This window comes from Streptomyces sp. NPDC008001, assembly GCF_042958085.1.
Classification (GTDB): Bacteria; Actinomycetota; Actinomycetes; order Streptomycetales; family Streptomycetaceae; genus Streptomyces.
In genome coordinates, this window is sequence record NZ_JBIBIZ010000009.1 from 425,464 (window position 1) to 451,416 (window position 25,953).

The window sequence follows — 25,953 nt, forward strand, 5'->3', positions numbered from 1 at the left end:
GCGGGTACTGACCCGTCCGGGGTAGTCCCTCTTCCGGCGGCGGGCCCCGTGCGGCAACCTCTGCACGGACGATCCGGGCCGGGGGCGGTTCAACGCAGACGCACTGCGTGGCAGCGAGGAGGCAGCAAGTGGTCGACGCGAACCAGACGTTCGTCATCGTCGGAGGGGGCCTGGCCGGGGCGAAGGCCGCGGAGACCCTGCGGGCGGAGGGCTTCACCGGCCGGGTGATCCTCATCTGCGACGAACGCGAACACCCCTACGAGCGCCCGCCGCTCTCCAAGGGCTATCTCACCGGCAAGGACGACCGCGACAGCGTCTTCGTGCACGAGCCCGCCTGGTACGCCCAGGCCGACATCGAGCTGCACCTCGGCCAGCCCGCCGTCCACCTCGACCGCGCGAACCGCTCCGTCCGCCTCGGCGACGGCACCCGCGTCCACTACGACAAGCTGCTGCTCGCCACCGGCGCCGAGCCGCGCCGCCTGGAGATCCCCGGCACCGGCCTCGCCGGCGTCCACCACCTGCGCCGCCTCGCCCACGCCGAGCGGCTGCGCGGCGTCCTCGCCTCCCTCGGCCGCGACAACGGCCACCTCGTCATCGCCGGCGCGGGCTGGATCGGCCTCGAAGTGGCCGCCGCCGCCCGCTCCTACGGTGCCGAGGTGACCGTCGTCGAGCCCGAGCCCACGCCGCTGCACCCCGTCCTCGGCCCGGAGCTCGGCCAGCTCTTCACCGACCTGCACAGCGAGCACGGCGTCCGCTTCCACTTCGGCGCCCGCCTCACCGAGATCACCGGCCAGGACGGCGTGGTCCTCGCCGCCCGCACCGACGACGGCGAGGAGCACCCCGCCCACGCCGTCCTCGCCGCCATCGGCGCCGCCCCCCGCACCGCCCTCGCCGAGGCCGCGGGCCTCGCCCTCGTCGACCGCGCCGACGGCGGCGGCATTGCCGTCGACGCCTCCCTGCGCACCTCCGACCCCGAGATCCACGCCGCCGGCGACGTCGCCGCGCCACCGCTCGCCCACCCCGGCGGGGCCCCGCGCATCGCCGCCCGGCTCCGCGTCGAGCACTGGGCCAACGCCCTCCACACCGGCCCGGCCGCCGCCCGCGCCATGCTCGGCCGGGAGGTCGCCTACGACCGGGTGCCCTACTTCTTCTCCGACCAGTACGACGTCGGCCTCGAGTACTGCGGCTACGCCCCGCCCGGCTCCTACGACCAGGTCGTCTGCCGCGGCGACGTCGGCAAGCGCGAGTTCATCGCCTTCTGGCTCTCCGAAGGACGCCTCCTCGCCGGGATGAACGTCAATGTGTGGGATGTCACGGACCCCGTCCGGAAGCTCATCCGCTCCGGTGCCCCCCTGGACCCCGACGCCCTCGCCGACCCCGCCGTCCCCCTCGAGGAGCTGCTGCCCAGCCCGGCCAAGCCCTGACCGGTCCGCGCCGTCCCACCCCGCCCGTAGAATTCACGCGTGGCAGGACGGATCAACGATGACGACGTGAAGGCGGTTCGGGACGCGGTCCCGATCGACGCCGTCGTGTCCGAGTACCTCCAGCTGCGCAACGCGGGCGGCGGCAACCTCAAGGGTCTCTGCCCCTTCCACGACGAGAAGTCCCCGTCCTTCCAGGTCAGCCCCGCCAAGGGGCTCTTCTACTGCTTCGGCTGCCAGGAGGGCGGGGACACCGTCGACTTCGTCATGAAGATCGACCACCTCTCCTTCGCCGAAACGATCGAGCGGCTGGCCGCCCAGGCCGGCATCACCCTGCGCTACGAGGAGGGCGGCTACACCCCCGGCCGCCAGCAGGGCGAGCGCATCCGCCTCGTCGAGGCCCACAAGCACGCCGCGAAGTTCTACGCCGAGCAGCTCGGCAGCCCCGAGGCCGAGATCGGCCGGCAGTTCCTCGCGAGCCGCGGCTTCGGCCAGGACGCGGCGGAGCACTTCGGCGTCGGCTACAGCCCCGCCGGCTGGGACCACCTCACCCGCTTCCTGCGCGGCAAGGGCTTCAGCGACAAGGAGCTCATCGTCTCCGGCCTCGCCCAGGAGAGCCGCGGCGGCCGGCCCATCGACCGCTTCCGCGGCCGCCTGATGTGGCCCATCCGCGACATTACCGGCGAGGTCATCGGCTTCGGCGCCCGCAAGCTCCGCGACGACGACAACGGCCCCAAGTACCTCAACACCCCCGAGACGCCCCTCTACCGCAAGTCGCACGTCCTCTACGGCATCGACCTCGCGAAGAAGGACATCGCCAAGACCAGCCGCGCCGTCGTCGTCGAGGGCTACACCGACGTCATGGCCTGCCACCTGGCCGGCGTCACCACCGCCATCGCCACCTGCGGCACCGCCTTCGCCGGCGACCACATCAAGATCCTCCGCCGGCTGCTGATGGACAACTCCGGCGCCGAGGTCGTCTTCACCTTCGACGGCGACGCCGCCGGCCAGAAGGCCGCCCTGCGCGCCTTCGAGGACGACCAGAAGTTCGCCGCCGAGACCTCCATCGCCATCACCCCCGGCGGCATGGACCCCTGCGAGCTCCGCCTCGCCGAGGGCGACGCCGCCGTCCAGGCGCTCGTGGACTCCCGCACGCCGCTCTTCGCCTTCGCCATCCGCCAGGTCGTCGGCCGCCACAACCTCGACACGGCGGAGGGGCGCGCCGCCGCGCTCGAAGCGGCCGCGCCCATCGTCTCCAACATCAAGAACAGCTCCATCCAGCACGAGTACGCGGTCCAGCTCGCCGGCATGCTCGGCATCCTCGACACCCAGTTCGTCGTCCGCCGCGTCGGCCAGCTCGCCAAGTGGGCCCGCGAGCGGGGCCAGCAGCCGGCGGCCTCCGGGCGCGGCCGGGCCGCCGCGCCGCCCGCCCCCGCGGCGCCGCAGGAGCCCGTGCGCCGCGGCCCCGCGCTCAACCTCCGCAGCCCCGCCGCGCTCACCGAGCGCGAGCTCCTCAAGCTCGCCCTGCAGCGGCCCGAGCTCGTCGCCCCCGCCTTCGACGCCTACGGCGAGGACGAGTTCACCGCCGCGCCCTACGTGGCCGTGCGCCGCGCGATCGAGGAGGCGGGCGGCGTCACCGCCGCCCCCGCCGACTACCTCACCCGCGTCCGGGACGCCGCCCCCGACGACACCGTCCGCTCGATGATCACGGAGCTGGCGGTCGAGGCCATCCGGCACAAGAACGTCGACGAGGTCTACGCGGGCATCCAGCTCGTCCAGGTGCGGCTGCGCGCCGTCGAACGCCGCATCCAGGAGGTCCAGGGCAGCCTGATCCGCCTGGGCAGCCGGCCGGACCCGGAGCACCTCGCCGCCGTGCAGAACGAGTTGTGGGTGCTGGAGCAGTACGCGCGCTCCCTGAAGGACCGCGGGGCGGCGGCGCTGTAGCCGCGGGCTCCGGTGGCAGCGAAGGGGCGCAGCCCCTTCGAATCCGCCGCAGCGGACCGCAATCCCCACGGCGTCGTCCGGCGGTGCCGAACCGCCCGGAAGCGTCGTCCGGCACCGCCGGTCTCCGTCGCGGGGGCTGATCGCCGTTGCGGCGGGACGGAAGGGCCGGGCCCTTCACGCGCATGACCCGGCCGTGCGGGGTCGTCACCCAGGCCGTAACCCCCGGTCACGGAACGGACTCAGAAAGTGCCCGCAAGCCCCTCGTGGCGGGCCCTCGTCGTACCCCACACTGGTGGGCGGTGCCTGAGTCCTCGGACGCGGCAGGCCCGGCCGCTCGGACCCCGAACTCGGAACCCTTCGCGAAGCCGCTCCTGATCCCCCGGGACGGCCGGCGGCCAGGCCGCTGCCGCCCCTCCGGCGCATGCCGCCCCGAACCGGCAGCGATCACCTTGGAGGTCGCCCCCGTGCAGACCCGGACCCCGACCAGGCCCCAGCCGCGCCCCCCGGCCGCCCCGGCCCAGGGCGTGCCCCGGCAGCCCGCCGCACCGCAGGCCGAGAGCCTCCCCGACGAGCCGCTCCTGCCGGATCCGGCCGAGGACGCGGACAGGACGACGGGCGCGGAGGACGAGGAGAGCCCCCCGGCCGGGGCGGCCGATCCCGAGGCCGATCCCGAGCCCGAGGCCCCCGAGGTCGATGCCGAGCCCTCCCGGGTCTCCGACTCCGTGCGTCCCGACACCGGCGGTCCCTCCTCCGACCTCTTCCGCCAGTACCTGCGCGAGATCGGCCGCATCCCACTGCTGTCGGCCGCCGAGGAGGTCGAGCTGGCCCGCTGCGTCGAGGCGGGCCTGTTCGCCGAGGAGAAGCTCGCCGGCGCCCCGGACCTCGACTCCCAGCTCGCCCTCGACCTGGACCGCCTGGTCGTGCTCGGCCGGATGGCCAAGCGCCGCCTCATCGAGGCCAACCTGCGCCTCGTGGTCTCCGTCGCCAAGCGCTACATCGGCCGCGGCCTGACGATGCTCGACCTCGTCCAGGAGGGCAACCTCGGCCTGATCCGGGCCGTCGAGAAGTTCGACTACGCCCGGGGCTACAAGTTCTCCACGTACGCGACGTGGTGGATCCGCCAGGCCATGTCGCGCGCCCTCGCGGACCAGGCCCGCACCATCCGCGTCCCCGTGCACGTCGTCGAGCTGATCAACCGGGTCGTGCGCGTCCAGCGCCGCATGCTCCAGGAGCGCGGCTACGAGCCCACGGCCGACGAGGTCGCCGCGCAGCTCGACCTCACCCAGGAACGGGTCAGCGAGGTCCTGCGGCTGGCCCAGGAGCCGGTCTCGCTGCACGCGCCGGTGGGCGAGGAGGACGACGTCGCCCTGGGCGACCTGATCGAGGACGGCGACGCCGCGTCCCCCGTCGAGTCGGCCGCCTTCCTGCTGCTGCGCGAGCACCTGGAGGCCGTCCTGTCGACGCTCGGCGAGCGCGAGCGCAAGGTCGTGCAGCTGCGCTACGGGCTGGTCGACGGACGTCCCCGCACCCTGGAGGAGATCGGCCGCATCTTCGGCGTGACCCGCGAGCGCATCCGCCAGATCGAGTCGAAGACCCTCAACAAGCTGCGCGACCACGCCTTCGCCGACCAGCTGCGCGGCTACCTGGACTGACGCCGCCCGGACCGGCCGCGCCGGTCACCCGGCGTGGAACGCCCCCGGGTGGGTCTGCTCGCGCACGGCCGTGAACTGCTGCCGCACCGCCTGCCCCACCGGCAGGTCCTCGCCGGGTTCGAACACCTGGCTGGCCGCCGCGGGCCACAGCGGCGGCTCGTGGGGGGCCAGCGTGCCCTGCTGGACGCCCAGCGCCCAGGCCGCCTGCCGGGCCGCGCCCAGCGCCGCGTAGTCCGCCGGCTGCGGCACGACGACCTGCGTGCCGAACAGCGCCGGCGCGATCACCTGCACGGCCGGCAGCTCCGCCGCGGCCCCCAGCAGGAACACCCGGCGCACCTGCACGCCGCGCGTGCGCAGCACGTCCAGGGCGTCCGTCAGCCCGCACAGCATGCCCTCGAACGCGGCCCGCGCCAGGTGCTCGGGCTTCATGCTCTCGCGCCGCAGGCCCGCCAGGGTGCCCGCCGTGTGCGGGAGGTGCGGGGTCCGCTCGCCCTCCAGGTACGGCAGCAGCACCAGCCCGTACGAGCCGGGGGTCGACTTCAGGGCCAGGTCCGAGAGGCCGGGCAGGTCCGTGCCGAGCATCTCGGCCGTGCCGCGCAGCACCCGTACGGCGTTGAGGGTGTGCACGACGGGCAGGTGCATGCCGGTCGCGTCGGCGAGGGACGTGATCGTCCCGGAGGCGTCGACGAGCGCCTCGTGGTGCACGGCGAACACCGAGCCGGAGGCCCCGAGCGAGACCACGGCGTCGCCCGGCCCCACGCCCAGGCCGAAGGCCGCGGCCATCGTCTCGCCGGTCCCCGCGGAGATCAGCAGGCCTTCGGGGGTGTGCCCGGCGGGCTCGGCGGGCGCGAGCACGTCGGGGAGCACCGCCTGCCGGCCCAGGGCCAGCTCCACCAGGTCCGGCCGCCAGGAGCCGGTCGCGGCCGACCACAGGCCCGTGCCCGAGGCGTCGCCGCGGTCGGTCGTGCGCCGCAGCGGGCGGCCCAGCAGCTGCCACACGAGCCAGTCGTGCGGCTGCAGCAGGGCGGCGATGCGCTGGGCGGACTCGGGCTCGTTGCGGGCGAGCCAGCGCAGCTTGGAGACCATCTGGCCGGGCTGCGGCACGGAGCCGACGGCCTGGGCCCACGCGGCCCGCCCGCCCAGCGCGTCGGCCAGGTCGGCCGCCGAGGGCTGCATCCGCTTGTCGTTGCCGAGCATCGCGGGCCGGACGAGCACCCCGCCGGCGTCCAGCGCGAGCAGTCCGTGCTGCTGCGCGGACACCCCGATGGCCTGGACGCCCTCCAGGAGGCCGCCGGCGGCGGCCTCGCCCAGCGAGATCAGCCACGCCTGAGGATCGCCGTCGGTGTGCGGATGAGGGGCGTACCCCTGCCGGAGCACGGCACCCGTGTCCGTATCGCAGACGACGATCCGTGTGCTCTCGGTGGAACTGTCCAAGCCCGCGACTATGCCCATGCCGAGATGATGCCAAACCCCGGGGCATGCTCCGTGCCCCGGAGGGGTGTCAGCGGGTCAGGTGTTGCTGGTGCCCCAGTCGTCCTCGGCCGCCCCCTGGCCGCGCCCGCGCAGCGACCGGACCCGCTCGCTCACCGAATCCGGCATCCGGTCGCCCACCTGGGTGAGGGCCCGGGAGGCCAGCGCCCGGCCGTTCTGCGCGGCGGATTCGACGGTGTTGCGGACGGCGGGGTTCTGGGCGATCTGCTGAGCCCCCTTGCGCAGCTGTTCGTACCGCTCCCGGCCGGCTCGCGCCCCCAGGACGTATCCGACGGCTGCTCCCACCATGAACGTCAGCCGGTAGCGCATCACGCTCCACCCTTCCCTCGACACCGTGGTCGCCGCCTACCCGCCGGGCGCGAAGGTCACTCCCGGGATACCGATTGGCGGAGCACCCCCCTGCTTGCGCTAATGTATGTCTCGCAGCGAGCGCCCGCCGCCCGGAAGACCGGCCGGAAGGGCATTCGAGGCACATGCAGCAGTCCCCTGTAGCTCAATTGGCAGAGCAGCCGGCTGTTAACCGGCAGGTTACTGGTTCGAGTCCAGTCGGGGGAGCGCGATCCTCTGTAGCTCAATTGGCAGAGCAGCCGGCTGTTAACCGGCAGGTTACTGGTTCGAGTCCAGTCGGAGGAGCAAGCGATCGAGGACCCCTGCGGGGGTCCTTTTTCGTATCCGGAAGTGCTTCCGGAGGGAACCGTCCCGGCGTGATCGAAGTCCTCATGGTCAGGTAGGCCACGCAATACGCCCCCTCAGGGGCAGCAGATCGTATGAGCGGCTATGCTGCGGCAGACGGCGCGCACAGATGTGCGCGACGCGCCGTGAACGGGGCGGTAGCTCAGCCGGTTAGAGCAGCGGACTCATAATCCGTCGGCCGTGGGTTCGAGTCCCACCCGCCCCACTCACGCGTTTCAGGTGCAGAAACGTTGCAGCCTGCGTCTTCGGTGCCCCGCCCGGTCCTGATCCAGTTTCGGACCCGCGGGGCTTCGTGCTGTGCGGGCCCGGGGGCCGCTCCTCTTCGGCCACGCCGCCCGCCTGCCCCGTCCCGGCGCGGGTATGCGGCGGAATACGGTCCGGCGTCATCCTGTTGGCGCTGCTGGGCCGGTCCGACGGTCACCCGACGCCACAGCGGAAGCAGGTAGCGACGCATGAGCAGCAGCACGGTGGAGCTCACCAAGGACAACTTCGACGAGATCGTCTCCGGCAGCGGATTCGTGCTCATCGACTTCTGGGCGTCGTGGTGCGGTCCGTGCCGGCGGTTCGCGCCGGTGTACGAGGCCGCGGCCGGGCGCCACGAGGACCTGGTGTTCGGCAAGGTCGACACCGAGGCCCAGCCCGAGCTGGCGGCCGCGTTCGACATCCGGTCGATCCCCACGCTGATGATCGTGCGGGACAACATCGCGGTGTTCGCGCAGCCCGGCGCGCTGCCGGAGGCCGCGCTGGAGGACGTCATCCGGCAGGCCCGCGCGCTCGACATGGACGAGGTGCGGGCCTCCGTCGCCGAGGAGCAGGAGAAGGCGGCGGCCGGGCAGGGCGAGGGGCAGTCCGCCGGTGAGTGAGCTGCTGCTGATCCGGCACGGCGAGACGGAGTGGAGCCGCGACGGCCGCCACACCGGCTTCACCGACGTGGCCCTGACCGAGCGCGGCGAGCGGCAGGCGGAGGCCCTGCGCCCGCTGCTCGCGGGGCGCATGCCCGCGAAGGTCCTGGTGAGCCCCATGAAGCGGGCCCTGCGGACGGCCGAACTCGCCGGGCTGCACGACACCGAGACCGACCCCGACCTCCACGAGTGGGACTACGGCGGCTACGAGGGCGTCACCACCGACGAGATCCACCGCACCCGCCCCGGCTGGTTCCTGTGGGACGACGGCGTCGTCCCCGGCCCGCCGGAGCACCCGGGGGAGACGCCGGAGCAGGTCGGCGCGCGCGCCGACCGGGTGCTGGCCCGCGTCGTGCCCCTGCTGGAGGCCGGCGGCGGGGACGTGGCGCTCGTCGCGCACGGGCACTTCCTGCGCGTCCTCACCGCCCGTAGGCTCGGCCTGCCGCCCGCGGCGGGGGCGCTCTTCCGGCTGGACACCGCGACCGTCAGCCGGATCGGCACCGAGCGCGGACGGCCCGCGCTCGTGGCCTGGAACCAGCAGCCGGTGTGATCCGTTGCCGGGTCGGCGGAGCGTGTCGGAACCGGGGCCCCGGCCGCGGTGGACCGATGATCGGGGCGGGCCGGAAGCCGGCGGCGCCCCGGTCCCCGTACGACCGCCTTCGTACGACCGATTCAGTGGAGGGATGTATTCGTGGCCACCACCCGCACCGCGCACACCGTCTGGGAAGGTGAGCTGCTCAAGGGCAGCGGCACCGTCACCTTCGACTCGTCCGGCATCGGCTCGCAGCCGGTGTCGTGGCCGTCGCGCGCCGAGCAGGCCAACGGGAAGACCAGCCCGGAGGAGCTGATCGCGGCCGCGCACTCCAGCTGCTTCTCGATGGCCCTCTCGCACGGCCTGACGGGCGCGGGCACCCCGCCCACCCGCCTGGAGACCAAGGCCGACGTCACGTTCCAGCCGGGCGAGGGCATCACCGGCATCCACCTCACCGTCCGCGGCGAGGTGCCGGGCCTGGACGCGGACGGCTTCGCCTCCGCCGCCGAGGGCGCCAAGAAGAACTGCCCCGTCAGCCAGGCCCTCACGGGCACGACGATCACGCTGACGGCCGAGCTGGCCTGACCGCGGTCCTCCTCCGTGCGGCGTGCCGCGCGGCCCGGTGTCATGACGCGCGCGGCGCGCTCGTGACGCCGGGGCCGGGCGGCCGGCGCGGTGCCGCACCGGCCGGCCCGCCGCTCCGGAGGCGACGCTTCCGGACTTCTTAAACGAACCGCTGCAGCAGTCCCCACGTGAACTCGGCCACGTACTCCGCCCGCCTTCCGGCGGCGTCCGGCGCGGTGAACGCGAGCCGCCAGCGGGTGGGGGCCGTGCCCTCCAGCGGCCGGGCCGGGGCGAACGCCCGCGCCACCTCGTCCACCGTGCACGACCAGGGCCGCAGGTCCTCCACGGTCCGCAGCTCCGGGCCGGGCGCGCCGGGCGCGCGCACCAGCCACTCGTTCCACACGGCCCCGCCGGGGGCCGCCAGCACCTCGAACCGCAGGCCGGGCCAGAGCGGCAGCCGCCACGCCGCCGCCTCGAAGACCAGGTCGCCGACGCGGCGCTCACCGGTGGTCTCGGGCGGCCCGAGCACCGACCGGTAGCGCGGGCCGGCGCCGCGCCGCCCGGGGGCCCGCAGCATGGCCTGCCAGCGGCGGTTGGCCTCCCGCATCTCCGCTCTGCCGACGCCGAGCTCGCGCAGGGCGTCCTCGACGAGCCCGGGCTGGTGGTCGGCCATCCGCCGCAGCAGGACGAGCTGGAAGGCCAGGACGCCGGATGCGGGGGACTCGGGGCCGGGGCCGGTCGCTGGGTTCATGAGGGCCATCGTCGCGCACTCCGCCCCCTGCGGGCGGGGCGGGCCGGGAACCGCCGCCGGGCGCCGCTCACTAAGGTCGGGGTGAGTGATCACCGGAGTACGGAGGCTTCTGATGACCGGCTCGGCGGCGCCGCACGGCGCGCACGCCCCCCTCTTGCGGCTGCGCGGGGTCAGCCGCACCTACGGGCAGCGGAAGGCCCTGCTCCCGCTCGACCTCGACCTCGAGCCGGGCACCTGCACCGCCCTCTTCGGCCACAACGGATCCGGCAAGTCCACGCTGCTGCGGATCGCCTCCGGCCGGGACGAGCCGACGAGCGGCACCGCGAAGTTCGCGGGCCGCAAGATCTCCGAGGACGACCCGGAGGTACGGGCCCGGGTCGCGGTCGTCGGCGACACCGTCGCCACCTACCCGGACCTGACCGTCCGCGAGCACCTCGAACTGGTCACCGTCGCCCACGCCGTGGAGGACGCCGACGCCTGGATCGACGAGGTGCTCGCCGACCGCCGGCTGTCCGGCCACGCGCAGGCGCTGCCCGGCTCGCTCTCCTCCGGCCAGCTCCAGTCCCTGCTGCTGGCCGCCGCGCTGGTGCGGCCCCGGGACCTGCTCGTCCTGGACGAGCCCGAGCAGCGGCTCGACCCGGACGCCCGCGTCCGCCTCGCGGAGCTGCTGAACGGCGAGAAGCGCGACGGCGTGGCTGTCCTGCTGGCCACCCACCAGGCCGGCCTGGCCGAGACCGTCGCGGACCGGATGATCGCCCTGGAGGACGGCCGGGTGATCGCCGAGGGGCCGCCGGCGGAGGTCCTGGGCACGCTGGGGCTGCGCGGATGAGCCACGACCTGCCGGGCGGCACCCCGGCCGCCGGCGAGAGAGGCAAGAGCGGCGGGTCCGGCGGGGCCGGCGAGCCCGTGTGGAGCGAGGAGGAGGACGACCGCACCGCCGAGACGCTCCGCTGGCTGCGGGAGAAGCGCAAGGCCCACCGCCGGCAGAAGGGCCGCGACATAGCGGTCGTCGTCTACACGATCGTGCTCCTCGGCGCCGGCTACGGCGGCGGTTACGCCTTCTACTTCCTGCGCCGGGTCCGGCTCGGGGCGGACTACGGCGCCGTCGGCGCGCACGTCCGGGACACCCTGCCGGCCCTGTTCGCCTTCCTGACCGCCGCCCTGGCCCTGCTCGCCGCGCGCGACGCCCTGTGGCGCGGCCCCGTCGTCGTCCCCGCGCCGTCCGTCGGCTGGCTGCTCGCCCAGCCGGTGCGCCGGGCGGCCGTCCTGCGCCCGTGGTTCTGGGTGTCGGCCGCGGCGTCGACGGCCGGCGCCCTGGCCGTCGCGGGAGCCGCGGCGGTCGTCCTGCGCGTCCTGGGCCTGGCCCCGCTGGGCGGCGCCCTGCTCGCGCTCCTCCCGGCGGCGGTGTGCCTGCCGCTGCTGGCCGTCGCCACCGGCATGGCCGTGGAGCACCGGGCCGGGCTCGCGCGCCTCGTCCGCCGGTTCTCGGCCCCGGCCGTCGTCGTGCTGATGCTGCTCGCGGGACAGGTCGCGGCCGCCGCGTACGGGCACCGGAGCGCGGTGCTCGAACAGGTGGAGCTGTGGTCCGGGCCGTGGGGCTGGGCCGCCCAGCCGGTCGTCGCCGCGACGACCGGCGGCCACGCCCCCGGATGGCCCGCCGCCGTGGTTCTGCTGGTGCTGCTGACGGCCGCGGGCCTGGTGCGGGGGCACCGGGACGCCGCGCTCGTGCCCACGGCGCAGCTGCGGCAGCGGGCGGCGACCGCCCAGACCGTGTCCTCCGTGATGTATTCGGCGGAGCTGCGCGCCGCCAAGCTGGCCCTGACGGACGCCGCCGGGACCGGGCACACAGCCCGCGTCCGGCTGCCCCGCCCGCGCAGCAAGTACCTGGTGGTGGTCTGGCGCGACCTGCTGTCCCTGCTGCGGGCGCCCGCCCGTCCGGGGAAGGCCCTGATGTGGACGGCCTGTGCCGCCGCGGTGGCCGCCCTGGCCGTGCGGTCCGGCGGCGGCGCCCGGGCCGTCGGCCTCGCCGCCGCGCTGCTGCTCGGCTACGTCGCCGTGGGCGCCCTCGCCGAACCGGCCCGGCTGGAGACGGACGACGTGCGGCGCGCGGCCTGGTCGCCCTTCCGGTTCCGTACGCTGATGCTCCAGCACGCGGTGGTGCCGACGGTGCTGGGCGCCCTGCTGGCGCTGCTCGCGGCGGTGCCGTTCGCGGTGGCGGGCGCGCCCTGGGCGCTGCTGCTGATGCCGCTGTGCGCGCTGCCGTTCGGCGCGGCGGCGGTCTTCGCGGCCGCCCGCGGACCGGCCCGTACGAACCTGCTGTTCACCGGGATCAGCACCCCGGTCGGCGACCCCGGGATATTCCTCTTCCTCGGCTGGTACGCGATGGGGCCGCTGGTGGCGGTGGGCGGTCTGGCGATCGCGCTGCACCGGGTGCTGGAGCGGCCGCTGGATGCGGGGGCCGTGGCCGGCACGGCCGGGGTGGCCGTGGTGCTGGCGGCGGGTCTGCTGTTCTTCGCCACGCGGCTCGCGGACCGCCTCGTACGGCACGGAAGTTGACGCTCTTCGCGCTGGTCACCGGCGTTTGCGAGGCGGACATCGTCACCTGAACAGGCGATTCCGGCCCGGTGTCCGGTGCGAGCACACTCGGGCCGGGACGGTGAGTGCGCCCCTTCCCGGAACGGCCCCCGCTCCGTCTTGTGCGCCCGGAGCGGGGTGTCGCCATGGCGCACAGCTTCACCTGAACGAGTGATTCCGTAACGGCCGCTGACGCGCGCACACTCGGGGCAGGATGGTGCGCACCCTCCCTCCCCAGGGGCTCCCGGACGCCGTTCTGCCGGGATGCCCCCGAAGCGAAGGAGGACGGCATGTTCTCATCCACCCCCCGCCGGCTGACGGCCGGCGCGGTCGTACTCGCCGGGGCGCTCGCGCTCGGACTCGGGACGTCCGGCGGCGCGGCCGCGGCGGCCCCGCAGGCCACGCTCGTCACCTGCACCGGCGGCGGCTTCACCATGGACGTCGACTCCACGGCGACGGGGAGCGGCACCCTCACCGGATGCACCGCCCCCGGACACCCCGACCTGACGTCCGCGACGATCAAGATGTCGGGGCTGCCCACCCTCTCCGACGGCATCGTGGAGACCACCACCAGCGACACCATCAAATGGAACACGGGAGCCCAGACCAGACTGACCGAAGCCCGGACGTTCGTTCCGGCCCCCGGCAACAGGGTCACGGAAACGGGAGCGGGAGCCACTGACAACGGTCTCTTCCACCCCGCCGACGAAGAGGAACTCGGCAGCGGCACCCAGACGGCCAACCACGTCCGTCACTTCAGCATCAACAACGGATTCACCTTCGCGCTGACCGACGGCGCCCTCGGCTGACCGCAGCGCCTCACGCGTGGCCCCGCCGGCCCCAGCCTCACCGGCGGGGCCACCCCGTGCCCCCGCGCCCGCTCAGCCCCCCGTGACCCCGTCCACCCGCTCCCGCACCAGATCCGCGTGCCCGTTGTGGCGCGCGTACTCGCCGATGAGGTGCAGGTGGATAAAGCGCAGGGAGTACGTTTCGCCGTCGTCCCCGGTGAACGTGTCGTCCAGCGACGCCCCCGCCACCACCTCGTCGGCCAGGCGCTGCTCCTCCAGCAGGAGCGCGTAGTCCTCGGCGGCGCGGGCCGGGTCGGCCTCCTCGAAGTCGGCGTTCCCGCGCTCCTCCGTGCTGTGGAGCCGGGGCACGTCCTGGCCGGCGAACCGCTCGCGGAACCAGATGCGCTCGACCTTCGCCAGGTGCCGGATCAGCCCCAGCAGCGACAGGTCCGACGGCGGCACGGAGCGCTCGGCCAGCTGCTCGCCGGTCAGCCCCGCGCACTTGTGCAGCAGGGTGCTGCGGTGCCAGGCGAGGAGGCCGGTGAGCAGGGCGCGTTCGCCGGCGGCGGGCGATCCGCCGGGGCGGGTGACTTCGGGTGCTGTCCATGTCATCCGGCGATCATGCCCATGACCGTACGGCCGCGCGAGTCGTTTCCCCCGTGTCTCCCGTGCTCCTGCCCGGCTCAGCCCTGCGGCTCCGGCTGCAGCACCACGAAGTCCGCCCCCGCCGGATCGAGGCAGACCGCCAGCCGGCCGACGCCCTCCGCGTCCTCCGGGCCCATCTGCACCGTGCCGCCACCCTCGACGACCTTCGCGACCGTCGCGTCGCAGTCCTCCGAGCCGAAGACCGGGTGCCAGTAGGGGCGGCCGCCGTTCAGCGCCAGGTGCTCGGACGGGAGCTCCATGAGACCGCCCTGCATGCGCTCCTTGCCCTGCCCCGCCGGAGTGATCAGGGAATACGTGCCTCCGCCGCCCGGCAGCGGGATGTCCTCGGTGGCCCAGCCGAAGACCGTGCCGTAGAACTGCTTCGCCGCGGCGGCGTCGGTGGTGTAGAGCTCGGTCCAGGACAGGGTGCCCGCTTCGTCGGCCGCCTCCAGGCCCGGGTACGTGCCGGGCTGGAAGACGGCGAACTGGCCGCCCTGCGGGTCGGTGAACTGGGCCATCCGCCCCTCGCCCTCGCCGGGGCCCATCGGCGCGACCCGCACCGTGCCGCCCGCGTCCCGCACGGCCGCGGCCGTCGCGTCCGCGTCCGCGGCCCGGAAATAGATCATCCAGGCGGACCGGGCGCCCTCCTCGGTGAGCGGGCCCAGGCCGGCCACGGTCCTGCCGCCCAGCCGGAAGACGCCGTAACCGCCCGTCTCCGGGCCGTGGGACTGGAACTCCCAGCCGAACACCGCGCCGTAGAAGCGCGCCGCGGCAGCGGTGTCGGGCGAGCCGAGGTCGAGCCAGGAGGGGGAGCCGGGGACAAAGTCGGTGGTGATCATGGAAGTGATCTCCCTTCGCGGGGTGCGCGGACTTTCGCGGATCCTGCTGCGAAGCCAGCGTGACACCCCCCACTGACAATCGCCCGCCGGCCCGGGCCGGGCGCCCTCCGGGCTAGTCGCCGCCGTCCTGGTGCGCGCGCAGCCCGACCCCCAGGATCCCGTCCCAGTCCGTCAGCTCCTCCACGAGCGGGTACGCCGGGCCCCTGCCCTCCAGGCTCAGCACCACCCCCGCCTCCTTGCCCTTGCCCTTCTCGCGGGCCTCCGCCGCCGGCTCCGGCTCGATGTGCACGTCCGTCACCCGGAATCCGCGCTGTGTGCACAGCGCCAGCACCCGCCCGAGCAGCCCCCTGCGCGTCCGGTACGACAGGTGCAGCTCGACCCGGTCGCCGGGCACGAGGGCCATGCGCCGGGTGACCACGGGATAGCCGCGCACCACCAGGAAGTGCACCAGCGTCGCGGCGGCGCCCAGCAGCGGCAGGCCGCCGCCGCAGGCCATGCCCACGGCGCAGGTCAGCCAGATCGTGGCCGCCGTCGTCAGGCCGTGCACCGCGTCCCGGCGCACGAAGATCAGGCCGCCGCCGATGAAGCCGATGCCGGAGACGATCTGGGCGGCCACCCGGGAGGGGTCCTGGCGGGCGCCGACGAGGCCGGCCACCGCGCCGAAGCCGTGGATCGAGACCTCCATGAACAGCGCGCTGCCCACTCCGACGAGGGTGTGGGTGCGCAGCCCGGCGCTCTTCTGCTGCAGCTCGCGCTCCAGGCCGATGAGCGAGGAGAGCAGCAGCGCGAGGCCCAGCTCCGCGAACTGGCGCGTGCCCTGGCCGGTGGCGGGGTCGAAGAGCGGGGCCGCGAGGTGCCGGGCTATGTCCATTGCGCCATTGTGGCCTGAACTGCACTGCCTTAAAAGGGAGTTGACAGGCCCTCTGTCGCACAGGCCGACGCAGTGGGTACCTTCCGCCCCATGCATCCCTTGAGGCTTGTGAGACGGAGCGGGATATCCCTCGGCGCGGCCCTCCTGGCCGCCGTTGCCGCCGTACCCGCCACCGCGGCTGCCCCCACGACGGCTGCCGCCCCCGCGTCCCCCACCGCCGAGGAACAGCGGCTCTCCGGCCCCGTACCGCAGGAGATCCTGCGCCGCGGCGGCTTCGCCGGCGTGGCCCCGGCCTTCGCCGCCGCGCTCGGCCGCACCCGCACGCTCCCGCAGGCGCAGCAGCTCGCGACCGCCGAGGGGCGGCGGCTGTGGCGGCGGGCCGTGGACCGGGCGCAGGGCCGCGGGCCCGGGCCGGGGAGCCCCGGGGGAGGGGACCTGAGCCGGGACGACGACCGCCCGCTGTACTGGGCGCGGCTCGGCATGACCCGCGCCCTGGAGGAGTGGAAGCCCAGCTTCCGGCTGTCCGGCGCGCAGCGCGCCGAGCTCACCGGCCGGATCGAGCGCTCCTCGCGCGGCCAGGACTCCCTCGACCTCCCGGCGGACCCGCACGTCAAGCGCGTCCTCGTCACCGGCTTCGACCCCTTCCAGCTCGACGCCGACCCCCGCCGCTCCAACCCCTCCGGCGCGGCCGCCCTCGCCCTGGACGGCACGACGGTCGACACCCCGGCCGGTCCCGCGCGCATCGAGGCCGCCGTCTTCCCCGTCCGCTGGGCGGACTTCGCGGACGGCACGGTGGAGCGGACGCTGCTGCCGCACTTCCGGCCCGGCCCGCGCCGGGTGGACCTGTTCACCACGATCAGCCAGGGGCGCCCGGGCCGCTTCGACGTCGAGCGCACCAACGGGGCCTGGCGCGGCGGCTATCCGGACAACGCGAACGTCTCCCGCACGGAGACCGTGCCCGTACCGGCCGGCGTGCCGACCGTCCGCCCGCAGCCGCAGTGGACGTCGACGAGCCTCCCGTACGCGGCCATGACGGCCGCCGCGACCGGGCCGTTCCCCGTGTACGACCACACCGGGGTCACCGAGATCCCCGCGGGCGGCACCGAGCCGGTCGACCGGCCGGACGGGCCCACTCCGGGCTCGACCGCCCGCGCGGGCGGCGGGGGCGACTACCTCTCCAACGAGATCGCCTACCGGGCGACCCTCCTGCGCGACGCCGTGCGCCTGCCCGTCCCGGGCGGCCACCTGCACACCCCCGTGCTCGCGTTCGGCGAGGGCAACACCGACCCGGCGACCGGCACGGTCACCGACCCCGCCTTCGTACGGAACCGGCTCGCGATCATCGCGCAGGTGCGGTCGCTCACAGCCGTGGCCGTCGCGAACGCCGGAACGCCATGATGGGCGCATGATCATTGCAGCAGCGCAGTTCACCGCCCGGCCGTGCGACATCGGCGCGAACGTGGCCACGATGGCCGCCTTCGTCACCGAAGCGGGGGAGCGCGGCGCCGCCCTCGTGGCCTTCGCCGAGCTCGCCGTCACCGGCTACGAACTGGAGGCCGTCGTCGCCGACCCGGACGGGCTGACCCTCGGTCCCGGCGACCCGCGGCTCGACCCGATACGGGAGGCGTGCCGGGCCGCGGGCGTCGCCGCCGTCGTCAACTGCCCGGGCCGGACGGCCGCGGGCCCGGCGATCAGCAGCTTCGTCTACGGCCCGGACGGCGCCCTCCTCACCCGCTACGACAAGGTGCACGTCACCGACGCGGAGCGGGCCGCGGGCTTCGTGCCCGGGACGGGGAAGGGCCGGTTCACGCTCGACGGCACCGGCTTCGGGCACGTCATCTGCTACGACGCCCACTTCCCGGAGCTCGCGGCGAGCGCCGCCGCCGACGGCTGCCGCGTGCTGGTCGCCAGCTCGCTCTACGGGCGGGGCAGCGGCGCACAGGAGCGGATGACGATCTTCCGTGCGCTGGCCGAGGACAACGGCCTCCACGTGCTGCTGGCCAACCACTCCGGCCCCTCGGGCCCCTACGACGGCTGCGGCCTCAGCGCGGTCTGGGCGCCGGACGGCAGCGTCCTCGCCGAGGCTTCGGACACGGGTGCGGAGCTGGTGACGGCCGAGCTCACGCTCGGCTGAGGTCGTCCTCGTCCTCCGCCCCGGCGCCGTCCCCGGCCGCCTCCTCCCCCATGAGGTCCCGGACGAGCAGCGTCGCACCGGCCACCGCACCCGGCATCACGAACACCGCCACGACCGGCACCAGGAACAGCAGCGCCAGCGGCACCCCGAAGCCGAGCGCGAGCAGCTTGCGGGAGCGCAGCAGCCGCAGCCGCTCGCGCAGCGGCACCCCGCGGCGCTGCAGGGCGACCGCCGTGAGTTCCTCGGTGAGGAAGAAGCCGGAGACGCAGAAGCCGATCGCGGGGACCACGGTCTGCCCGGCGACGGGCACGAAGCCGAGGGCGAACAGCAGCACGCCCCAGACGGCGACGCGAACGAGCACCGCCAGGCTCTCGCGCGCGGAGATCCACAGCTCCCGCCAGAGCGGCAGCCCGGACTCGGGGGCGTCGCCGCCCTCCGCGCGGTCGACCCGCGCGGACAGCTCCTCGTAGAAGGGCTGCCCGACCAGCAGGGTCACGGCGGTGAAGGAGATCAGGGCGAGCAGCAGACCGCCGCCGAAGAGGAGGACGGTCAGCGCGCCCCGGAACAGGCCGGACCAGGGGGAGGCCCAGCCGCCGGCGAAGGGCGTGGCCCAGGCGACGGCGTCGTCCGCGTAGAGGGCCAGGCAGACGACCGCGGCCGCGTACCCGGCGAGGGTGACGAGGCCGGGCAGCAGCCCGAACCCCCACTGCCGCCGGTTCCGGGCCACCCAGCGCTGGCCCTTGCCGAGGTACGCCGTTCCCGCCATGAGATCTCGCATGGCGGGAAGGGTATCCGGCGCGCCCGGACGGTCAGAACGTGACGATCATCTTGCCCGTGTTCTCGCCCCGCAGCATGCCCAGGAACGCGTCCACCGCGTTCTCGACGCCGTGCACGACCGTCTCGCGGTACTTGAGCTCGCCGGAGCGCACCCAGCCGCCGACCTCCTCCACGAACTGCGGCTGCAGCGCCTGGTGGTCGCGGACGATCATGCCCTGGAGGCGCAGCCGCTTGCCGATGATCATCATCATGTTGCGCGGGCCGGGCTGCGGCTCGGTGTCGTTGTAGCCGGCGATGGCGCCGCAGAGGGTCGCGCGGCCGTGCAGCTTCAGCGCGCCGATGGCCGCCTCCAGGTGCTCGCCGCCGACGTTGTCGAAGTAGACGTCGATGCCGTCGGGCGCGGCCTGGTTCAGCTGCGTGGCGACCGGGCCGTCCTTGTAGTTGAACGCGGCGTCGAAGCCGTACTCCTCGACGAGGGCCTTGACCTTCTCGTCCGTGCCGGCGCTGCCGATCACGCGCGAGGCGCCCTTGAGCCGGGCGATCTGGCCGACCTGCAGGCCGACCGCGCCCGCGGCGCCGGAGACGAACACGGCGTCGCCCTCCTTGAAGGAGGCGACCTCCAGCAGGCCGGCGTAGGCCGTCAGGCCGGGCATGCCGAGCACGCCGAGGTAGGTGGACAGGGGCGCCAGCTCCGGGTCGACCTTCACCGCGTGCGCCGCGTCGACCAGGGCGTACTCGCGCCAGCCGAGGGGGTGCAGGACGTGGTCGCCGACGGCGAAGGCGTCACTGCGCGAGGCGACGACCTCGCCGACCGCACCGCCCTGCATCGGCTGGTCCAGCTCGAAGGGCGGGACGTACGAGCGCACGTCGTTCATCCGGCCGCGCATGTACGGGTCCACGGACATGTGGATGGTGCGCACCAGGATCTGCCCCTCGCCGGGCTCGGGCACGGCGGTCTCGCGCAGCGCGAAGTCCGCCGGCGTCGGCCAGCCCTGCGGGCGGGCGACGAGGTGCCATTCACGGCTGGTGGTGGGGGTGGTGGACATGGAACGCGGCCTCCTAAAGGTTGAGCACGTAAAACAACCATGCTCCTCGATATTTCATGTTGTCAAGCAACGCGGTAACCTGGAGCCATGGTCCCCCGAACCGATGCCCTGACCCGTGAGGTCGTCGACCTCATCGCGGCCGTCGTGGCCCGCTACCACGAGGAGTACGAGGAGGCGGCGGCCAAGCACGCGCTCACCGGCGCCCAGGCCAAGGTCCTCGCCCTGCTCGCGCGCGAGTCCCTGCCGATGCGCCGCATCGCCCAGCTCCTCAAGTGCGAGCCGTCCAACGTCACCGGCATCGTCGACCGGCTGGAGACCCGCGGCCTGGTCGAACGCCGCCCCGACCCCGACGACCGGCGCGTCAAGCTCGCGGCCGCCACCCCGGCCGGCCTGGAGACCGCCGGCCGCCTGAGCGAGTCCCTGGACTTCGCCCGCGAGCCCCTGGCCGGCCTCTCGGTGGAGGAGCGGACGGCGCTGCGGGACCTGCTGCGCAGGATGCTGGGCGCCTCCGGCGGGGCGTGACGAGGTCGCGCCGGTACGGCGCGCCCGAGCGGGCTGCCGGAGTCCGCAGTGGTAGCCCGCGACCCGAAGGGGCGCGGGGAACTGCGCGCTCAGCCATGCACGGCCCGCAGCCGGATGACTGCTCCTCCGTCTGGACGGCCCTACCCGTGCCCGGCCCCGCTCACGCGGGAAACCGCAGGTCCGCCGCCCGCACCACCGTTCCCAGCCGTGGCATGTCCAGCGCCGTGGACGCCCGGTGCTCCTCCGCCGTCAGCGCACTCATCGCGTCCTCCACGAAGACCAGCCCGTAGCCGTGGTCGGCGGCCGCGCGCGCCGTCGACTCCACGCCCAGGTTGGTGGCGATCCCGCCGAGGACGAGCGTCCGCACCCCCCGCTCCCGCAGCCGCGCGTCCAGCTCCGTGCCGTGGAAGGCCCCCACCGCCCGCTTCACCACCTCGACGTCGCCCTCCTCGGCGACCCCCGCGAGCAGCCCGCTCCCCGGCGGCTGCTCCGCCGGCCCGGGCCGCTCGGTGCGCACCACGGCCACCGTGCCCCCGGACTTCCGGAACGCCCGCGCCAACTCCTCCGCCGTACGGACCACTTCGTCCCCGCTGTGCGGGGCGAGGGGGAGCGCGACCATGCGCTCCATCAGGTCGACGAGGACGAGGGCAGTGCGCTGCGGGTCGATTTCCGTCATGGCCAGACCGTACCGGTCGGGCCCGGGCCGCGGGCGGCCTCCCGGCCCCCTCCGGGATGACGATAGGTAAAGCTTGCCCGACGCCCGCATGCCGCCTTCACCCCCGCCGTACGGAAGTTGACCCGCGCAGGGGTGAACTTGCTTATGAGTACGGTCTGTTCATCGGATACCGTGCTGAGGGACAGGCGCGGACGCTCCCGGGCCGCGGCTTTGGCCAAGGCTGGGGGCGTGCGGTGCGCGTGTGCGCGGTGCCGGGCGTCCGGAGCGAGGGTACGCATGTCCGCGCCGCGCACAGTCCGCACCACCCGTGTCTGACCGGGGCGGGGCCACCTGACAGGCCCCGCCCCACCGGCTCTCCCCGGCCGCTGCGCAGGGTGCCCGTGCGGGGTGTCTACGCGGGGTGCCGCTCGGCGGTGACGGTCCGGTAGGCCAGCGCCGCCAGCTCGTCCTGGCCCTGCCTGCTCGGGTGGAACCAGTCCCACTCGCTGAGCGCCTTGCCCGTGAAGGCGTAGGCGGGCACCGTCTCGTCGAAGCGGCACAGCGCGTCCCGGCGGCACACGTCCTTCATGGCCGCGTTGTACTCGCCGACCCGCTTCACGACCTGCGCGCGCCGCTCCTCGGCCGCCGGGTCGGCGGACGCGGAGTCCTTGAGCATCGAGGGGCAGATGCCCAGGTTCCAGACCGTCCGGGCGTAGCTGTTGGTGCGCCCCTGCGACCACAGGCGCCGCAGGTCGGGCACGCCGGCCACGTAGAGCTGGGACTTCGGGAGCGCCGTGCGCAGCGCCTTCACCGAGGTCTCGAAGTCCGTGCGGAAAGAGGTCACCGGCGTCATGTCGGCCACATTGTCGCGGCAGGCGTCATTGGCGCCCAGGAGCACGGTCACCAGCTGCGGTTTCTGTGCGATGGCGGACTGCATCTGGGCCGGGAGGTCCGTCATCCGGGCGCCGGTCCTCGCGTAATTCCAGCTGCTGGTCTGCGGCGAGGCCAGCAGCCTCCGGGCGAGGCTGTCGACCTGTGTGCCGGTGGCCCAGGAGACCTCCGGGCAGTCCTTGAAGACCCTGCACGCGTCGAATCCGCGCGTAATGGAGTCACCCAGTGAGGCGATCGATGCCGGATGGGTATTCCACGCGGGGGCGGTGGGCCGGGCGCTCGGCTTTTCCGCGGAGGAGCCGTCGCCGCCCTTGTCGCACCCCGTGACCAGCAGGGCCGCCGAGAAGGCGGAGACCGCTGCGACGGCGGCCCTGGCGGCCCCGCGCGCCTTCCGTCCCGTGCTGCGGTGCATCGCTTTTCCCCTCCGGCCGGGTGATATCCGTTCGGGTCCGACGGTACGTCACCGCGCGGGTCCGTTCGCACGGTAGCTTTTCCCCGGGGTGGTCGTGCCGTGCCCCGGGACGGCTTTGCACTTCCGGCACAACGGAAATACGACACGTCACATCCTGTCCCTTTCAGGAGAAATGCTCCCGATGGTGTTTACTGTTGGTAACCTCGCGAGCTGGTGCGGGAGTGGCCATTGGGGCAGAATGTCTCACGCTGTCCCAGGCGGGACCGGTACGGGTGCGAGGCCGCTGGGGAAGGCGAACCTCGAACCGCACTGGAGGTCCCGGTGACGACACGTGGAGTTCTGTACGTGCACTCCGCCCCGCGCGCGCTGTGCCCGCACGTCGAATGGGCGGTCGCGGGCGTGCTCGGCGTGCGGGTCACCCTCGACTGGATCAGACAACCCGCCTCGCCCGGCACCTGGCGTGCCGAATTCTCCTGGCAGGGGCAGGTCGGCACCGCCTCCAAGCTCGCCTCCGCGCTCCGCGGCTGGCACCTGCTGCGCTTCGAGGTGACCGCCGAGCCGTGCGCCACGGCGGAGGGCGAGCGCTACAGCTCCACCCCCGACCTCGGCATCTTCCACGCCGTCACCGGCATCCACGGCGACATCCTCGTCCCCGAGGACCGGCTGCGCGCGGCCCTCGCCCGCGCCGCCCGCGGTGAGACGGAGCTGGAGGCCGAGGTCGCCAAGCTCCTCGGCAAGCCGTGGGACGACGAGCTGGAGCCCTTCCGCTACGCCGGCGAGGGCGCCCCCGTCCGCTGGCTGCACCAGGTGGTCTGAGCCGCCCGCCGGCCGCGCCCCCTTGCCCTGGAGCGCACTCCAGCCCCTAGCGTCGGGGCATGACCGAATCGAGCACCACACCGGCCGTCGCCGTCCTCGGCACCGGCATCATGGGCGCCGCCATGGCCCGCAACCTCGCCCGCGCCGGGCTGGCCGTCACCGCCTGGAACCGCAGCCGCGACAAGGCCGAGCCCCTCGCCGCCGACGGGGTGCGGATCGCGGACGCGCCCGCCGACGCCGTCCGCGGGGCCGGCGTCGTCCTGACCATGCTGCGCGACGGGCCGGCCGCCCTCGACGTGATGCGCGACGCCGCCCCCGGGCTGCGGCCCGGCACCGTCTGGGTCCAGTCGGGCACCGTCGGCCTGGAGGGCTTCGAGGACCTCGCGGCCTTCGCCGGGGAGCACGGCCTGGCGCTGGTGGACGCGCCCGTCCTCGGCACCAGGCAGCCCGCGGAGGAGGGCAAGCTGACCGTGCTGGCCGCCGGGCCGGAGGAGGCGCGGGAAGCCGCGGAGCCGGTCTTCGCGGCCGTCGGCAGCCGGACGATGTGGCTCGGCGACGACGGCGCGAGCGGCGCGGCCACCCGGCTCAAGCTCGTCATCAACAGCTGGGTGCTGACCGTCACCCACGGCACGGCCGAAGCGCTCGCGCTCGCCGAGGGCCTCGGCGTGGACCCCGCCGGCTTCCTGGACGCGGTCGCCGGCGGCCCCTTGGACATGGGCTACCTGCGCGCCAAGGCCGGACTGATCCTCCGCGACGGCCTCACGCCGCCCAGCTTCACGACCGCCACGGCCGAGAAGGACGCCCGGCTGATCGTCACCGCGGGGGAGCGGGCGGGCGTCCGGATGGACGTGGCGGCCGCGGGCGCCGAACGGTTCCGGCGGGCCGTGGAACAGGGGCACGGCGAGGAGGACATGGCCGCTTCGTACTACGCGTCCTTCGACGACCCGTCGACGATCCTCTGAGGGGTCCTTCGAGGGGCCTTGGGCGACGGCCCTCTGATCAGCAGTGCTCCAGGCCCCGCGGCGGGTCGTGCGGGGTGTCCACGTTGCCGCCCCAGACCCAGACCGGGGGGTCCAGGGGGCGCGGGCCCGTCCACACGCCGCCCTGGTACCAGACGTCGGTGTGGTGATTGCCGGTGTTCACGTCCTGTCCCCGGGCCCAGCAGTCGACGTCGATGTACGCGCCCCGGCCCGCGGTGCCGTAGATGCGGCTGTGGAGGTTGGGGCCTCCGCGGACGTTGCTGCCCACGTCCATGGTGTATCTGCCGGGGATACGGGTGGGCGCCCCGTCGGTGCTTGCCATGGCGGGGGCGGTCCCCAGCGCGACTCCCGACAGGAGGGCGGCGGCCGCCGCCCCGGTGACAAGGGCCTTGCGTGCGATGCGGTGGGCGTGCAACGGCTTGTCCTCTCGTCCGTGACCGGTCGGCAGGCTAGCGGTGGATCGTCACACACGCCACGTCGATGCCCTCGATCGAGCCGCAGACCTTGTTGCCGTTGTTCATGATGCGGTTGTAGTCGAACCGCCAGGACTGGCCCTTCTTGAGCCGCGGACCCACGTGCGTGGCGCCGTCCCAGTTGCTGGAGATCATCCCGCGGCCGACGGTGCTGCCCTTCTTGTTGGTCACCACCGCGTAGTTGACCCGCAGACCGCTGCCGTTGACGTAGATGCAGGTCGTTCCGGTGCAGCCGGTCGCGCTGAGGACGCCGGCCCCGCCGCTGCCGGCCGCCGCGGCGACGCCCGCCGGTGCCAGGGCCACCGTGAGCCCGGCCACGCCGGCGGCCAGCGCGAGCCCGGTCCTCCGGATCTTGTTCATGGTTCCTCCCCGTCGGTTGCGGTGCGGCTGTTTGACGCGGAACAGCCTTCCCGACCCCGCCCGGCGGCCGCCATCCTTTCGGCTCCCGTTGAAAGGTCACGCGCGCCCCCCGGCCACAGCGCGCGCCCCGGCAAACCCGGCAAACTCGGCAAGCCCGGTAAGAGGTCGCCATGCTGCGCATCCACTGCACCCCTCAGGATCTGCTCAACGTCACCGTCGCCGACCACCCCGCGCCGCTCCTCGAACTCTCCCTGGCCTTCGCGGCGCTGCAGCGCCGCGACGTCCCCCCGGAGCAGGGCCGGTGGTGGAAACGTTCGTCGAGAGGCCTGCCCCGCGCCGCACATCCGCTGCTGCAACTGGTCTCGCCCCAGGGCGCCGGCCCGCTCTTCCTCGACCCGCCCGCCGAGGGGTTCGCGGAAGGCCTGGACACGGTCCTGGCCGCGCCCCGCGCCCGCGTCCGGGCGGAACTCCGCCGGGTGTGCGGGACCGGGCTGCCGGTCACCCCGTGGCTCCGCTCCCTCGCGGACCTCGACCGTGCCGCCTGGAAGGACCTGGAACGCGCCCTCCGCACGGGCCACCAGCACGTCATCCGCCCGCAATGGGCCAGACTCGAATCCGCCTTCCGCGCCGAGACCGCCTGGCGCTCCCGCGTCATCGCCCAGCAGGGACTGCAGGCCGCGATCACCTCGCTGGCCCCGGGCACCCGGTGGCGGGCACTGACCCTGGAGTCCCCCCTTCCGCGGGAGGCCGGGATCACCCTGCGGGGGAAGGGCATCGTCCTCGTCCCGACGTTCTTCTGGACGGGCCACCTCCTCGCGGCCCCGCAGCCCGACGGGCGCCTCTTCCTCGTCCACCCGGCCGTCACCCCGCTGAGCCTCCACCCCCTCGGACCGGCCGACGACCCCCTCGTCACGCTGCTGGGCAGCACACGCGCCCGGATCCTGGGCCTGCTGGTGCACCGGCACACCACGACGGACCTCGCGCGGCAGCTCACCATGAGCATCAGCACCGCCTCCACCCAGACCAAGGCCCTCCGCTACGCCGGGCTGGTCGATTCCCGGCGGGAGGGCAGGGCGGTGTGGCACTGGTGCACGCCGCTCGGGCTGGACCTGCTCGTCCACGCGCACCGCTCGGCGTCCTGAGCCGTACGGCGAGTGGCCCGCGTACGACGACGGCGGCCCCCGGGGCTGTCACCCCTGGAGCCGCCGTCGAAGCGGAGC

General features: G+C 74.2%; 27 protein-coding genes and 3 tRNA genes. 18 read left to right on the forward strand and 12 right to left on the reverse strand.

Annotated elements, in window-relative coordinates; all coding sequences use genetic code 11:
* Nucleotides 1-128: 128 nt before the first annotated feature.
* The 3 genes from ACFZCD_RS25700 (at nucleotide 129) to ACFZCD_RS25710 (ending at nucleotide 5,017) form a co-directional block, all read left to right on the forward strand.
* On the forward strand, nucleotides 129-1,424 hold the full coding sequence (locus ACFZCD_RS25700; protein ID WP_391834690.1) for an NAD(P)/FAD-dependent oxidoreductase: 1,296 nt from the start codon (nucleotides 129-131) through the stop codon (nucleotides 1,422-1,424).
* Between the two features lie 39 nt (nucleotides 1,425-1,463).
* Nucleotides 1,464-3,365, forward strand: a complete 1,902-nt coding sequence (dnaG, locus tag ACFZCD_RS25705; RefSeq protein WP_391834692.1) for a DNA primase — start codon at nucleotides 1,464-1,466, stop codon at nucleotides 3,363-3,365.
* A gap of 299 nt (nucleotides 3,366-3,664) precedes the next feature.
* A complete protein-coding gene (locus ACFZCD_RS25710) occupies nucleotides 3,665-5,017 on the forward strand; it encodes an RNA polymerase sigma factor (RefSeq protein ID WP_391834694.1) in 1,353 nt (450 codons plus the stop codon).
* A gap of 24 nt (nucleotides 5,018-5,041) precedes the next feature.
* On the opposite strand, the gene ACFZCD_RS25715 is transcribed toward ACFZCD_RS25710, so the two are convergent.
* Together ACFZCD_RS25715 and ACFZCD_RS25720 are read right to left on the reverse strand one after the other, a co-directional pair.
* Nucleotides 5,042-6,469: an FGGY family carbohydrate kinase gene (locus ACFZCD_RS25715; protein WP_391834696.1), complete on the reverse strand. Its 1,428-nt coding sequence runs from the start codon at nucleotides 6,467-6,469 to the stop codon at nucleotides 5,042-5,044.
* 57 nt (nucleotides 6,470-6,526) lie between these two features.
* Nucleotides 6,527-6,817, reverse strand: a complete 291-nt coding sequence (locus tag ACFZCD_RS25720) for a YtxH domain-containing protein (protein WP_391834698.1) — start codon at nucleotides 6,815-6,817, stop codon at nucleotides 6,527-6,529.
* Nucleotides 6,818-6,990: 173 nt separating this feature from the next.
* On the opposite strand from ACFZCD_RS25720, the gene ACFZCD_RS25725 reads away from it, so the two are divergent.
* From ACFZCD_RS25725 to ACFZCD_RS25750, 6 genes are all read left to right on the forward strand, one after another.
* Nucleotides 6,991-7,063 (forward strand) — tRNA-Asn (locus ACFZCD_RS25725).
* A gap of 5 nt (nucleotides 7,064-7,068) precedes the next feature.
* Nucleotides 7,069-7,141 (forward strand) — tRNA-Asn (locus tag ACFZCD_RS25730).
* 191 nt (nucleotides 7,142-7,332) lie between these two features.
* Nucleotides 7,333-7,406: transfer RNA gene (locus ACFZCD_RS25735), tRNA-Ile, on the forward strand.
* Nucleotides 7,407-7,653: 247 nt separating this feature from the next.
* Complete coding sequence (locus tag ACFZCD_RS25740) at nucleotides 7,654-8,064, forward strand: thioredoxin family protein (protein WP_391834700.1); 411 nt, start codon at nucleotides 7,654-7,656, stop codon at nucleotides 8,062-8,064.
* Nucleotides 8,057-8,653: a histidine phosphatase family protein gene (locus tag ACFZCD_RS25745; protein ID WP_391834702.1), complete on the forward strand. Its 597-nt coding sequence runs from the start codon at nucleotides 8,057-8,059 to the stop codon at nucleotides 8,651-8,653. The genes ACFZCD_RS25740 and ACFZCD_RS25745 overlap by 8 nt, the downstream gene beginning before the upstream one ends.
* Before the next feature lie 141 nt (nucleotides 8,654-8,794).
* Entirely contained in the window at nucleotides 8,795-9,220 is a 426-nt protein-coding gene (locus ACFZCD_RS25750; protein ID WP_391834704.1) for an OsmC family protein, read from the forward strand.
* Between the two features lie 139 nt (nucleotides 9,221-9,359).
* On the opposite strand, the gene ACFZCD_RS25755 is transcribed toward ACFZCD_RS25750, so the two are convergent.
* Nucleotides 9,360-9,950 (reverse strand): hypothetical protein, encoded by a 591-nt coding sequence (locus ACFZCD_RS25755; RefSeq protein WP_391834706.1) that lies wholly within the window; start codon nucleotides 9,948-9,950, stop codon nucleotides 9,360-9,362.
* Nucleotides 9,951-10,062: 112 nt separating this feature from the next.
* Between ACFZCD_RS25755 and ACFZCD_RS25760 the strand changes: the two genes are divergently transcribed.
* From ACFZCD_RS25760 to ACFZCD_RS25770, 3 genes are all read left to right on the forward strand, one after another.
* Nucleotides 10,063-10,779 carry an ATP-binding cassette domain-containing protein gene (locus tag ACFZCD_RS25760; RefSeq protein WP_391834710.1) on the forward strand — a complete coding sequence of 239 codons (717 nt, stop codon included), beginning with the start codon at nucleotides 10,063-10,065 and terminating at the stop codon, nucleotides 10,777-10,779.
* Nucleotides 10,776-12,506 (forward strand): hypothetical protein, encoded by a 1,731-nt coding sequence (locus ACFZCD_RS25765; RefSeq protein WP_391834712.1) that lies wholly within the window; start codon nucleotides 10,776-10,778, stop codon nucleotides 12,504-12,506. The genes ACFZCD_RS25760 and ACFZCD_RS25765 overlap by 4 nt, the downstream gene beginning before the upstream one ends.
* Before the next feature lie 308 nt (nucleotides 12,507-12,814).
* Nucleotides 12,815-13,333, forward strand: coding sequence for a hypothetical protein (locus ACFZCD_RS25770; protein ID WP_391834714.1), 519 nt, complete (start codon nucleotides 12,815-12,817; stop codon nucleotides 13,331-13,333).
* A 72-nt stretch (nucleotides 13,334-13,405) separates the two neighbouring features.
* On the opposite strand, the gene ACFZCD_RS25775 is transcribed toward ACFZCD_RS25770, so the two are convergent.
* The 3 genes from ACFZCD_RS25775 to ACFZCD_RS25785 form a co-directional block, all read right to left on the reverse strand.
* On the reverse strand, nucleotides 13,406-13,924 hold the full coding sequence (locus ACFZCD_RS25775; RefSeq protein WP_391834716.1) for a DinB family protein: 519 nt from the start codon (nucleotides 13,922-13,924) through the stop codon (nucleotides 13,406-13,408).
* A gap of 71 nt (nucleotides 13,925-13,995) precedes the next feature.
* On the reverse strand, nucleotides 13,996-14,796 hold the full coding sequence (locus tag ACFZCD_RS25780) for a VOC family protein (RefSeq protein ID WP_391834718.1): 801 nt from the start codon (nucleotides 14,794-14,796) through the stop codon (nucleotides 13,996-13,998).
* A gap of 112 nt (nucleotides 14,797-14,908) precedes the next feature.
* A complete protein-coding gene (locus ACFZCD_RS25785) occupies nucleotides 14,909-15,667 on the reverse strand; it encodes an MgtC/SapB family protein (protein WP_391834720.1) in 759 nt (252 codons plus the stop codon).
* Between the two features lie 90 nt (nucleotides 15,668-15,757).
* On the opposite strand from ACFZCD_RS25785, the gene ACFZCD_RS25790 reads away from it, so the two are divergent.
* Together ACFZCD_RS25790 and ACFZCD_RS25795 are read left to right on the forward strand one after the other, a co-directional pair.
* Nucleotides 15,758-17,065: a pyroglutamyl peptidase gene (locus tag ACFZCD_RS25790; RefSeq protein WP_391834722.1), complete on the forward strand. Its 1,308-nt coding sequence runs from the start codon at nucleotides 15,758-15,760 to the stop codon at nucleotides 17,063-17,065.
* Nucleotides 17,066-17,072: 7 nt separating this feature from the next.
* Nucleotides 17,073-17,801 (forward strand): carbon-nitrogen hydrolase family protein, encoded by a 729-nt coding sequence (locus ACFZCD_RS25795; protein ID WP_391834724.1) that lies wholly within the window; start codon nucleotides 17,073-17,075, stop codon nucleotides 17,799-17,801.
* Here ACFZCD_RS25795 and ACFZCD_RS25800 read toward each other — a convergent pair.
* Both ACFZCD_RS25800 and ACFZCD_RS25805 read right to left on the reverse strand, forming a co-directional pair.
* Nucleotides 17,788-18,579 (reverse strand): EI24 domain-containing protein, encoded by a 792-nt coding sequence (locus ACFZCD_RS25800; protein ID WP_391834726.1) that lies wholly within the window; start codon nucleotides 18,577-18,579, stop codon nucleotides 17,788-17,790. The two genes, ACFZCD_RS25795 and ACFZCD_RS25800, sit on opposite strands and share 14 nt — an antisense overlap.
* A gap of 31 nt (nucleotides 18,580-18,610) precedes the next feature.
* Nucleotides 18,611-19,624: an NADP-dependent oxidoreductase gene (locus ACFZCD_RS25805; RefSeq protein ID WP_391834728.1), complete on the reverse strand. Its 1,014-nt coding sequence runs from the start codon at nucleotides 19,622-19,624 to the stop codon at nucleotides 18,611-18,613.
* Between the two features lie 87 nt (nucleotides 19,625-19,711).
* On the opposite strand from ACFZCD_RS25805, the gene ACFZCD_RS25810 reads away from it, so the two are divergent.
* A complete protein-coding gene (locus ACFZCD_RS25810; protein ID WP_391834730.1) occupies nucleotides 19,712-20,146 on the forward strand; it encodes a MarR family winged helix-turn-helix transcriptional regulator in 435 nt (144 codons plus the stop codon).
* A gap of 160 nt (nucleotides 20,147-20,306) precedes the next feature.
* Here the strand turns inward: ACFZCD_RS25810 and ACFZCD_RS25815 are convergent, their stop codons facing one another.
* Together ACFZCD_RS25815 and ACFZCD_RS25820 are read right to left on the reverse strand one after the other, a co-directional pair.
* A complete protein-coding gene (locus ACFZCD_RS25815; RefSeq protein WP_391834732.1) occupies nucleotides 20,307-20,822 on the reverse strand; it encodes an isochorismatase family protein in 516 nt (171 codons plus the stop codon).
* Between the two features lie 391 nt (nucleotides 20,823-21,213).
* Complete coding sequence (locus tag ACFZCD_RS25820; RefSeq protein WP_391834734.1) at nucleotides 21,214-22,104, reverse strand: SGNH/GDSL hydrolase family protein; 891 nt, start codon at nucleotides 22,102-22,104, stop codon at nucleotides 21,214-21,216.
* A 321-nt stretch (nucleotides 22,105-22,425) separates the two neighbouring features.
* Here ACFZCD_RS25820 and ACFZCD_RS25825 point away from each other — a divergent pair, with 321 nt between their 5' ends.
* Nucleotides 22,426-22,920 carry a DUF3145 domain-containing protein gene (locus tag ACFZCD_RS25825; protein ID WP_058044575.1) on the forward strand — a complete coding sequence of 165 codons (495 nt, stop codon included), beginning with the start codon at nucleotides 22,426-22,428 and terminating at the stop codon, nucleotides 22,918-22,920.
* A 59-nt stretch (nucleotides 22,921-22,979) separates the two neighbouring features.
* On the forward strand, nucleotides 22,980-23,882 hold the full coding sequence (locus tag ACFZCD_RS25830) for an NAD(P)-dependent oxidoreductase (RefSeq protein WP_391834736.1): 903 nt from the start codon (nucleotides 22,980-22,982) through the stop codon (nucleotides 23,880-23,882).
* A gap of 37 nt (nucleotides 23,883-23,919) precedes the next feature.
* Here ACFZCD_RS25830 and ACFZCD_RS25835 read toward each other — a convergent pair whose 3' ends face one another.
* Together ACFZCD_RS25835 and ACFZCD_RS25840 are read right to left on the reverse strand one after the other, a co-directional pair.
* Nucleotides 23,920-24,315, reverse strand: coding sequence for a hypothetical protein (locus ACFZCD_RS25835; protein WP_391834738.1), 396 nt, complete (start codon nucleotides 24,313-24,315; stop codon nucleotides 23,920-23,922).
* Between the two features lie 34 nt (nucleotides 24,316-24,349).
* Nucleotides 24,350-24,733 (reverse strand): hypothetical protein, encoded by a 384-nt coding sequence (locus tag ACFZCD_RS25840; RefSeq protein WP_391834740.1) that lies wholly within the window; start codon nucleotides 24,731-24,733, stop codon nucleotides 24,350-24,352.
* A 170-nt stretch (nucleotides 24,734-24,903) separates the two neighbouring features.
* Between ACFZCD_RS25840 and ACFZCD_RS25845 the strand changes: the two genes are divergently transcribed.
* Nucleotides 24,904-25,875 (forward strand): ArsR/SmtB family transcription factor, encoded by a 972-nt coding sequence (locus ACFZCD_RS25845; protein ID WP_391834742.1) that lies wholly within the window; start codon nucleotides 24,904-24,906, stop codon nucleotides 25,873-25,875.
* Nucleotides 25,876-25,953: the final 78 nt, after the last annotated feature.

Excerpts from the sequence above, each read along its gene's own strand:
- ACFZCD_RS25715 (WP_391834696.1), bottom strand. The coding sequence starts at position 6,469 with ATGGGCATAGTCGCGGGCTTGGACAGTTCCACCGAGAGCACACGGATC.
- ACFZCD_RS25720 (WP_391834698.1), bottom strand. The coding sequence starts at position 6,817 with ATGCGCTACCGGCTGACGTTCATGGTGGGAGCAGCCGTCGGATACGTC.
- ACFZCD_RS25740 (WP_391834700.1), top strand. The coding sequence starts at position 7,654 with ATGAGCAGCAGCACGGTGGAGCTCACCAAGGACAACTTCGACGAGATC.
- ACFZCD_RS25755 (WP_391834706.1), bottom strand. The coding sequence starts at position 9,950 with ATGAACCCAGCGACCGGCCCCGGCCCCGAGTCCCCCGCATCCGGCGTC.
- ACFZCD_RS25760 (WP_391834710.1), top strand. The coding sequence starts at position 10,063 with ATGACCGGCTCGGCGGCGCCGCACGGCGCGCACGCCCCCCTCTTGCGG.
- ACFZCD_RS25765 (WP_391834712.1), top strand. The coding sequence starts at position 10,776 with ATGAGCCACGACCTGCCGGGCGGCACCCCGGCCGCCGGCGAGAGAGGC.
- ACFZCD_RS25770 (WP_391834714.1), top strand. The coding sequence starts at position 12,815 with ATGTTCTCATCCACCCCCCGCCGGCTGACGGCCGGCGCGGTCGTACTC.
- ACFZCD_RS25775 (WP_391834716.1), bottom strand. The coding sequence starts at position 13,924 with ATGACATGGACAGCACCCGAAGTCACCCGCCCCGGCGGATCGCCCGCC.
- ACFZCD_RS25780 (WP_391834718.1), bottom strand. The coding sequence starts at position 14,796 with ATGATCACCACCGACTTTGTCCCCGGCTCCCCCTCCTGGCTCGACCTC.
- ACFZCD_RS25785 (WP_391834720.1), bottom strand. The coding sequence starts at position 15,667 with ATGGACATAGCCCGGCACCTCGCGGCCCCGCTCTTCGACCCCGCCACC.
- ACFZCD_RS25790 (WP_391834722.1), top strand. The coding sequence starts at position 15,758 with ATGCATCCCTTGAGGCTTGTGAGACGGAGCGGGATATCCCTCGGCGCG.
- ACFZCD_RS25795 (WP_391834724.1), top strand. The coding sequence starts at position 17,073 with ATGATCATTGCAGCAGCGCAGTTCACCGCCCGGCCGTGCGACATCGGC.
- ACFZCD_RS25800 (WP_391834726.1), bottom strand. The coding sequence starts at position 18,579 with ATGCGAGATCTCATGGCGGGAACGGCGTACCTCGGCAAGGGCCAGCGC.
- ACFZCD_RS25805 (WP_391834728.1), bottom strand. The coding sequence starts at position 19,624 with ATGTCCACCACCCCCACCACCAGCCGTGAATGGCACCTCGTCGCCCGC.
- ACFZCD_RS25810 (WP_391834730.1), top strand. The coding sequence starts at position 19,712 with ATGGTCCCCCGAACCGATGCCCTGACCCGTGAGGTCGTCGACCTCATC.
- ACFZCD_RS25815 (WP_391834732.1), bottom strand. The coding sequence starts at position 20,822 with ATGACGGAAATCGACCCGCAGCGCACTGCCCTCGTCCTCGTCGACCTG.
- ACFZCD_RS25820 (WP_391834734.1), bottom strand. The coding sequence starts at position 22,104 with ATGCACCGCAGCACGGGACGGAAGGCGCGCGGGGCCGCCAGGGCCGCC.
- ACFZCD_RS25830 (WP_391834736.1), top strand. The coding sequence starts at position 22,980 with ATGACCGAATCGAGCACCACACCGGCCGTCGCCGTCCTCGGCACCGGC.
- ACFZCD_RS25840 (WP_391834740.1), bottom strand. The coding sequence starts at position 24,733 with ATGAACAAGATCCGGAGGACCGGGCTCGCGCTGGCCGCCGGCGTGGCC.
- ACFZCD_RS25845 (WP_391834742.1), top strand. The coding sequence starts at position 24,904 with ATGCTGCGCATCCACTGCACCCCTCAGGATCTGCTCAACGTCACCGTC.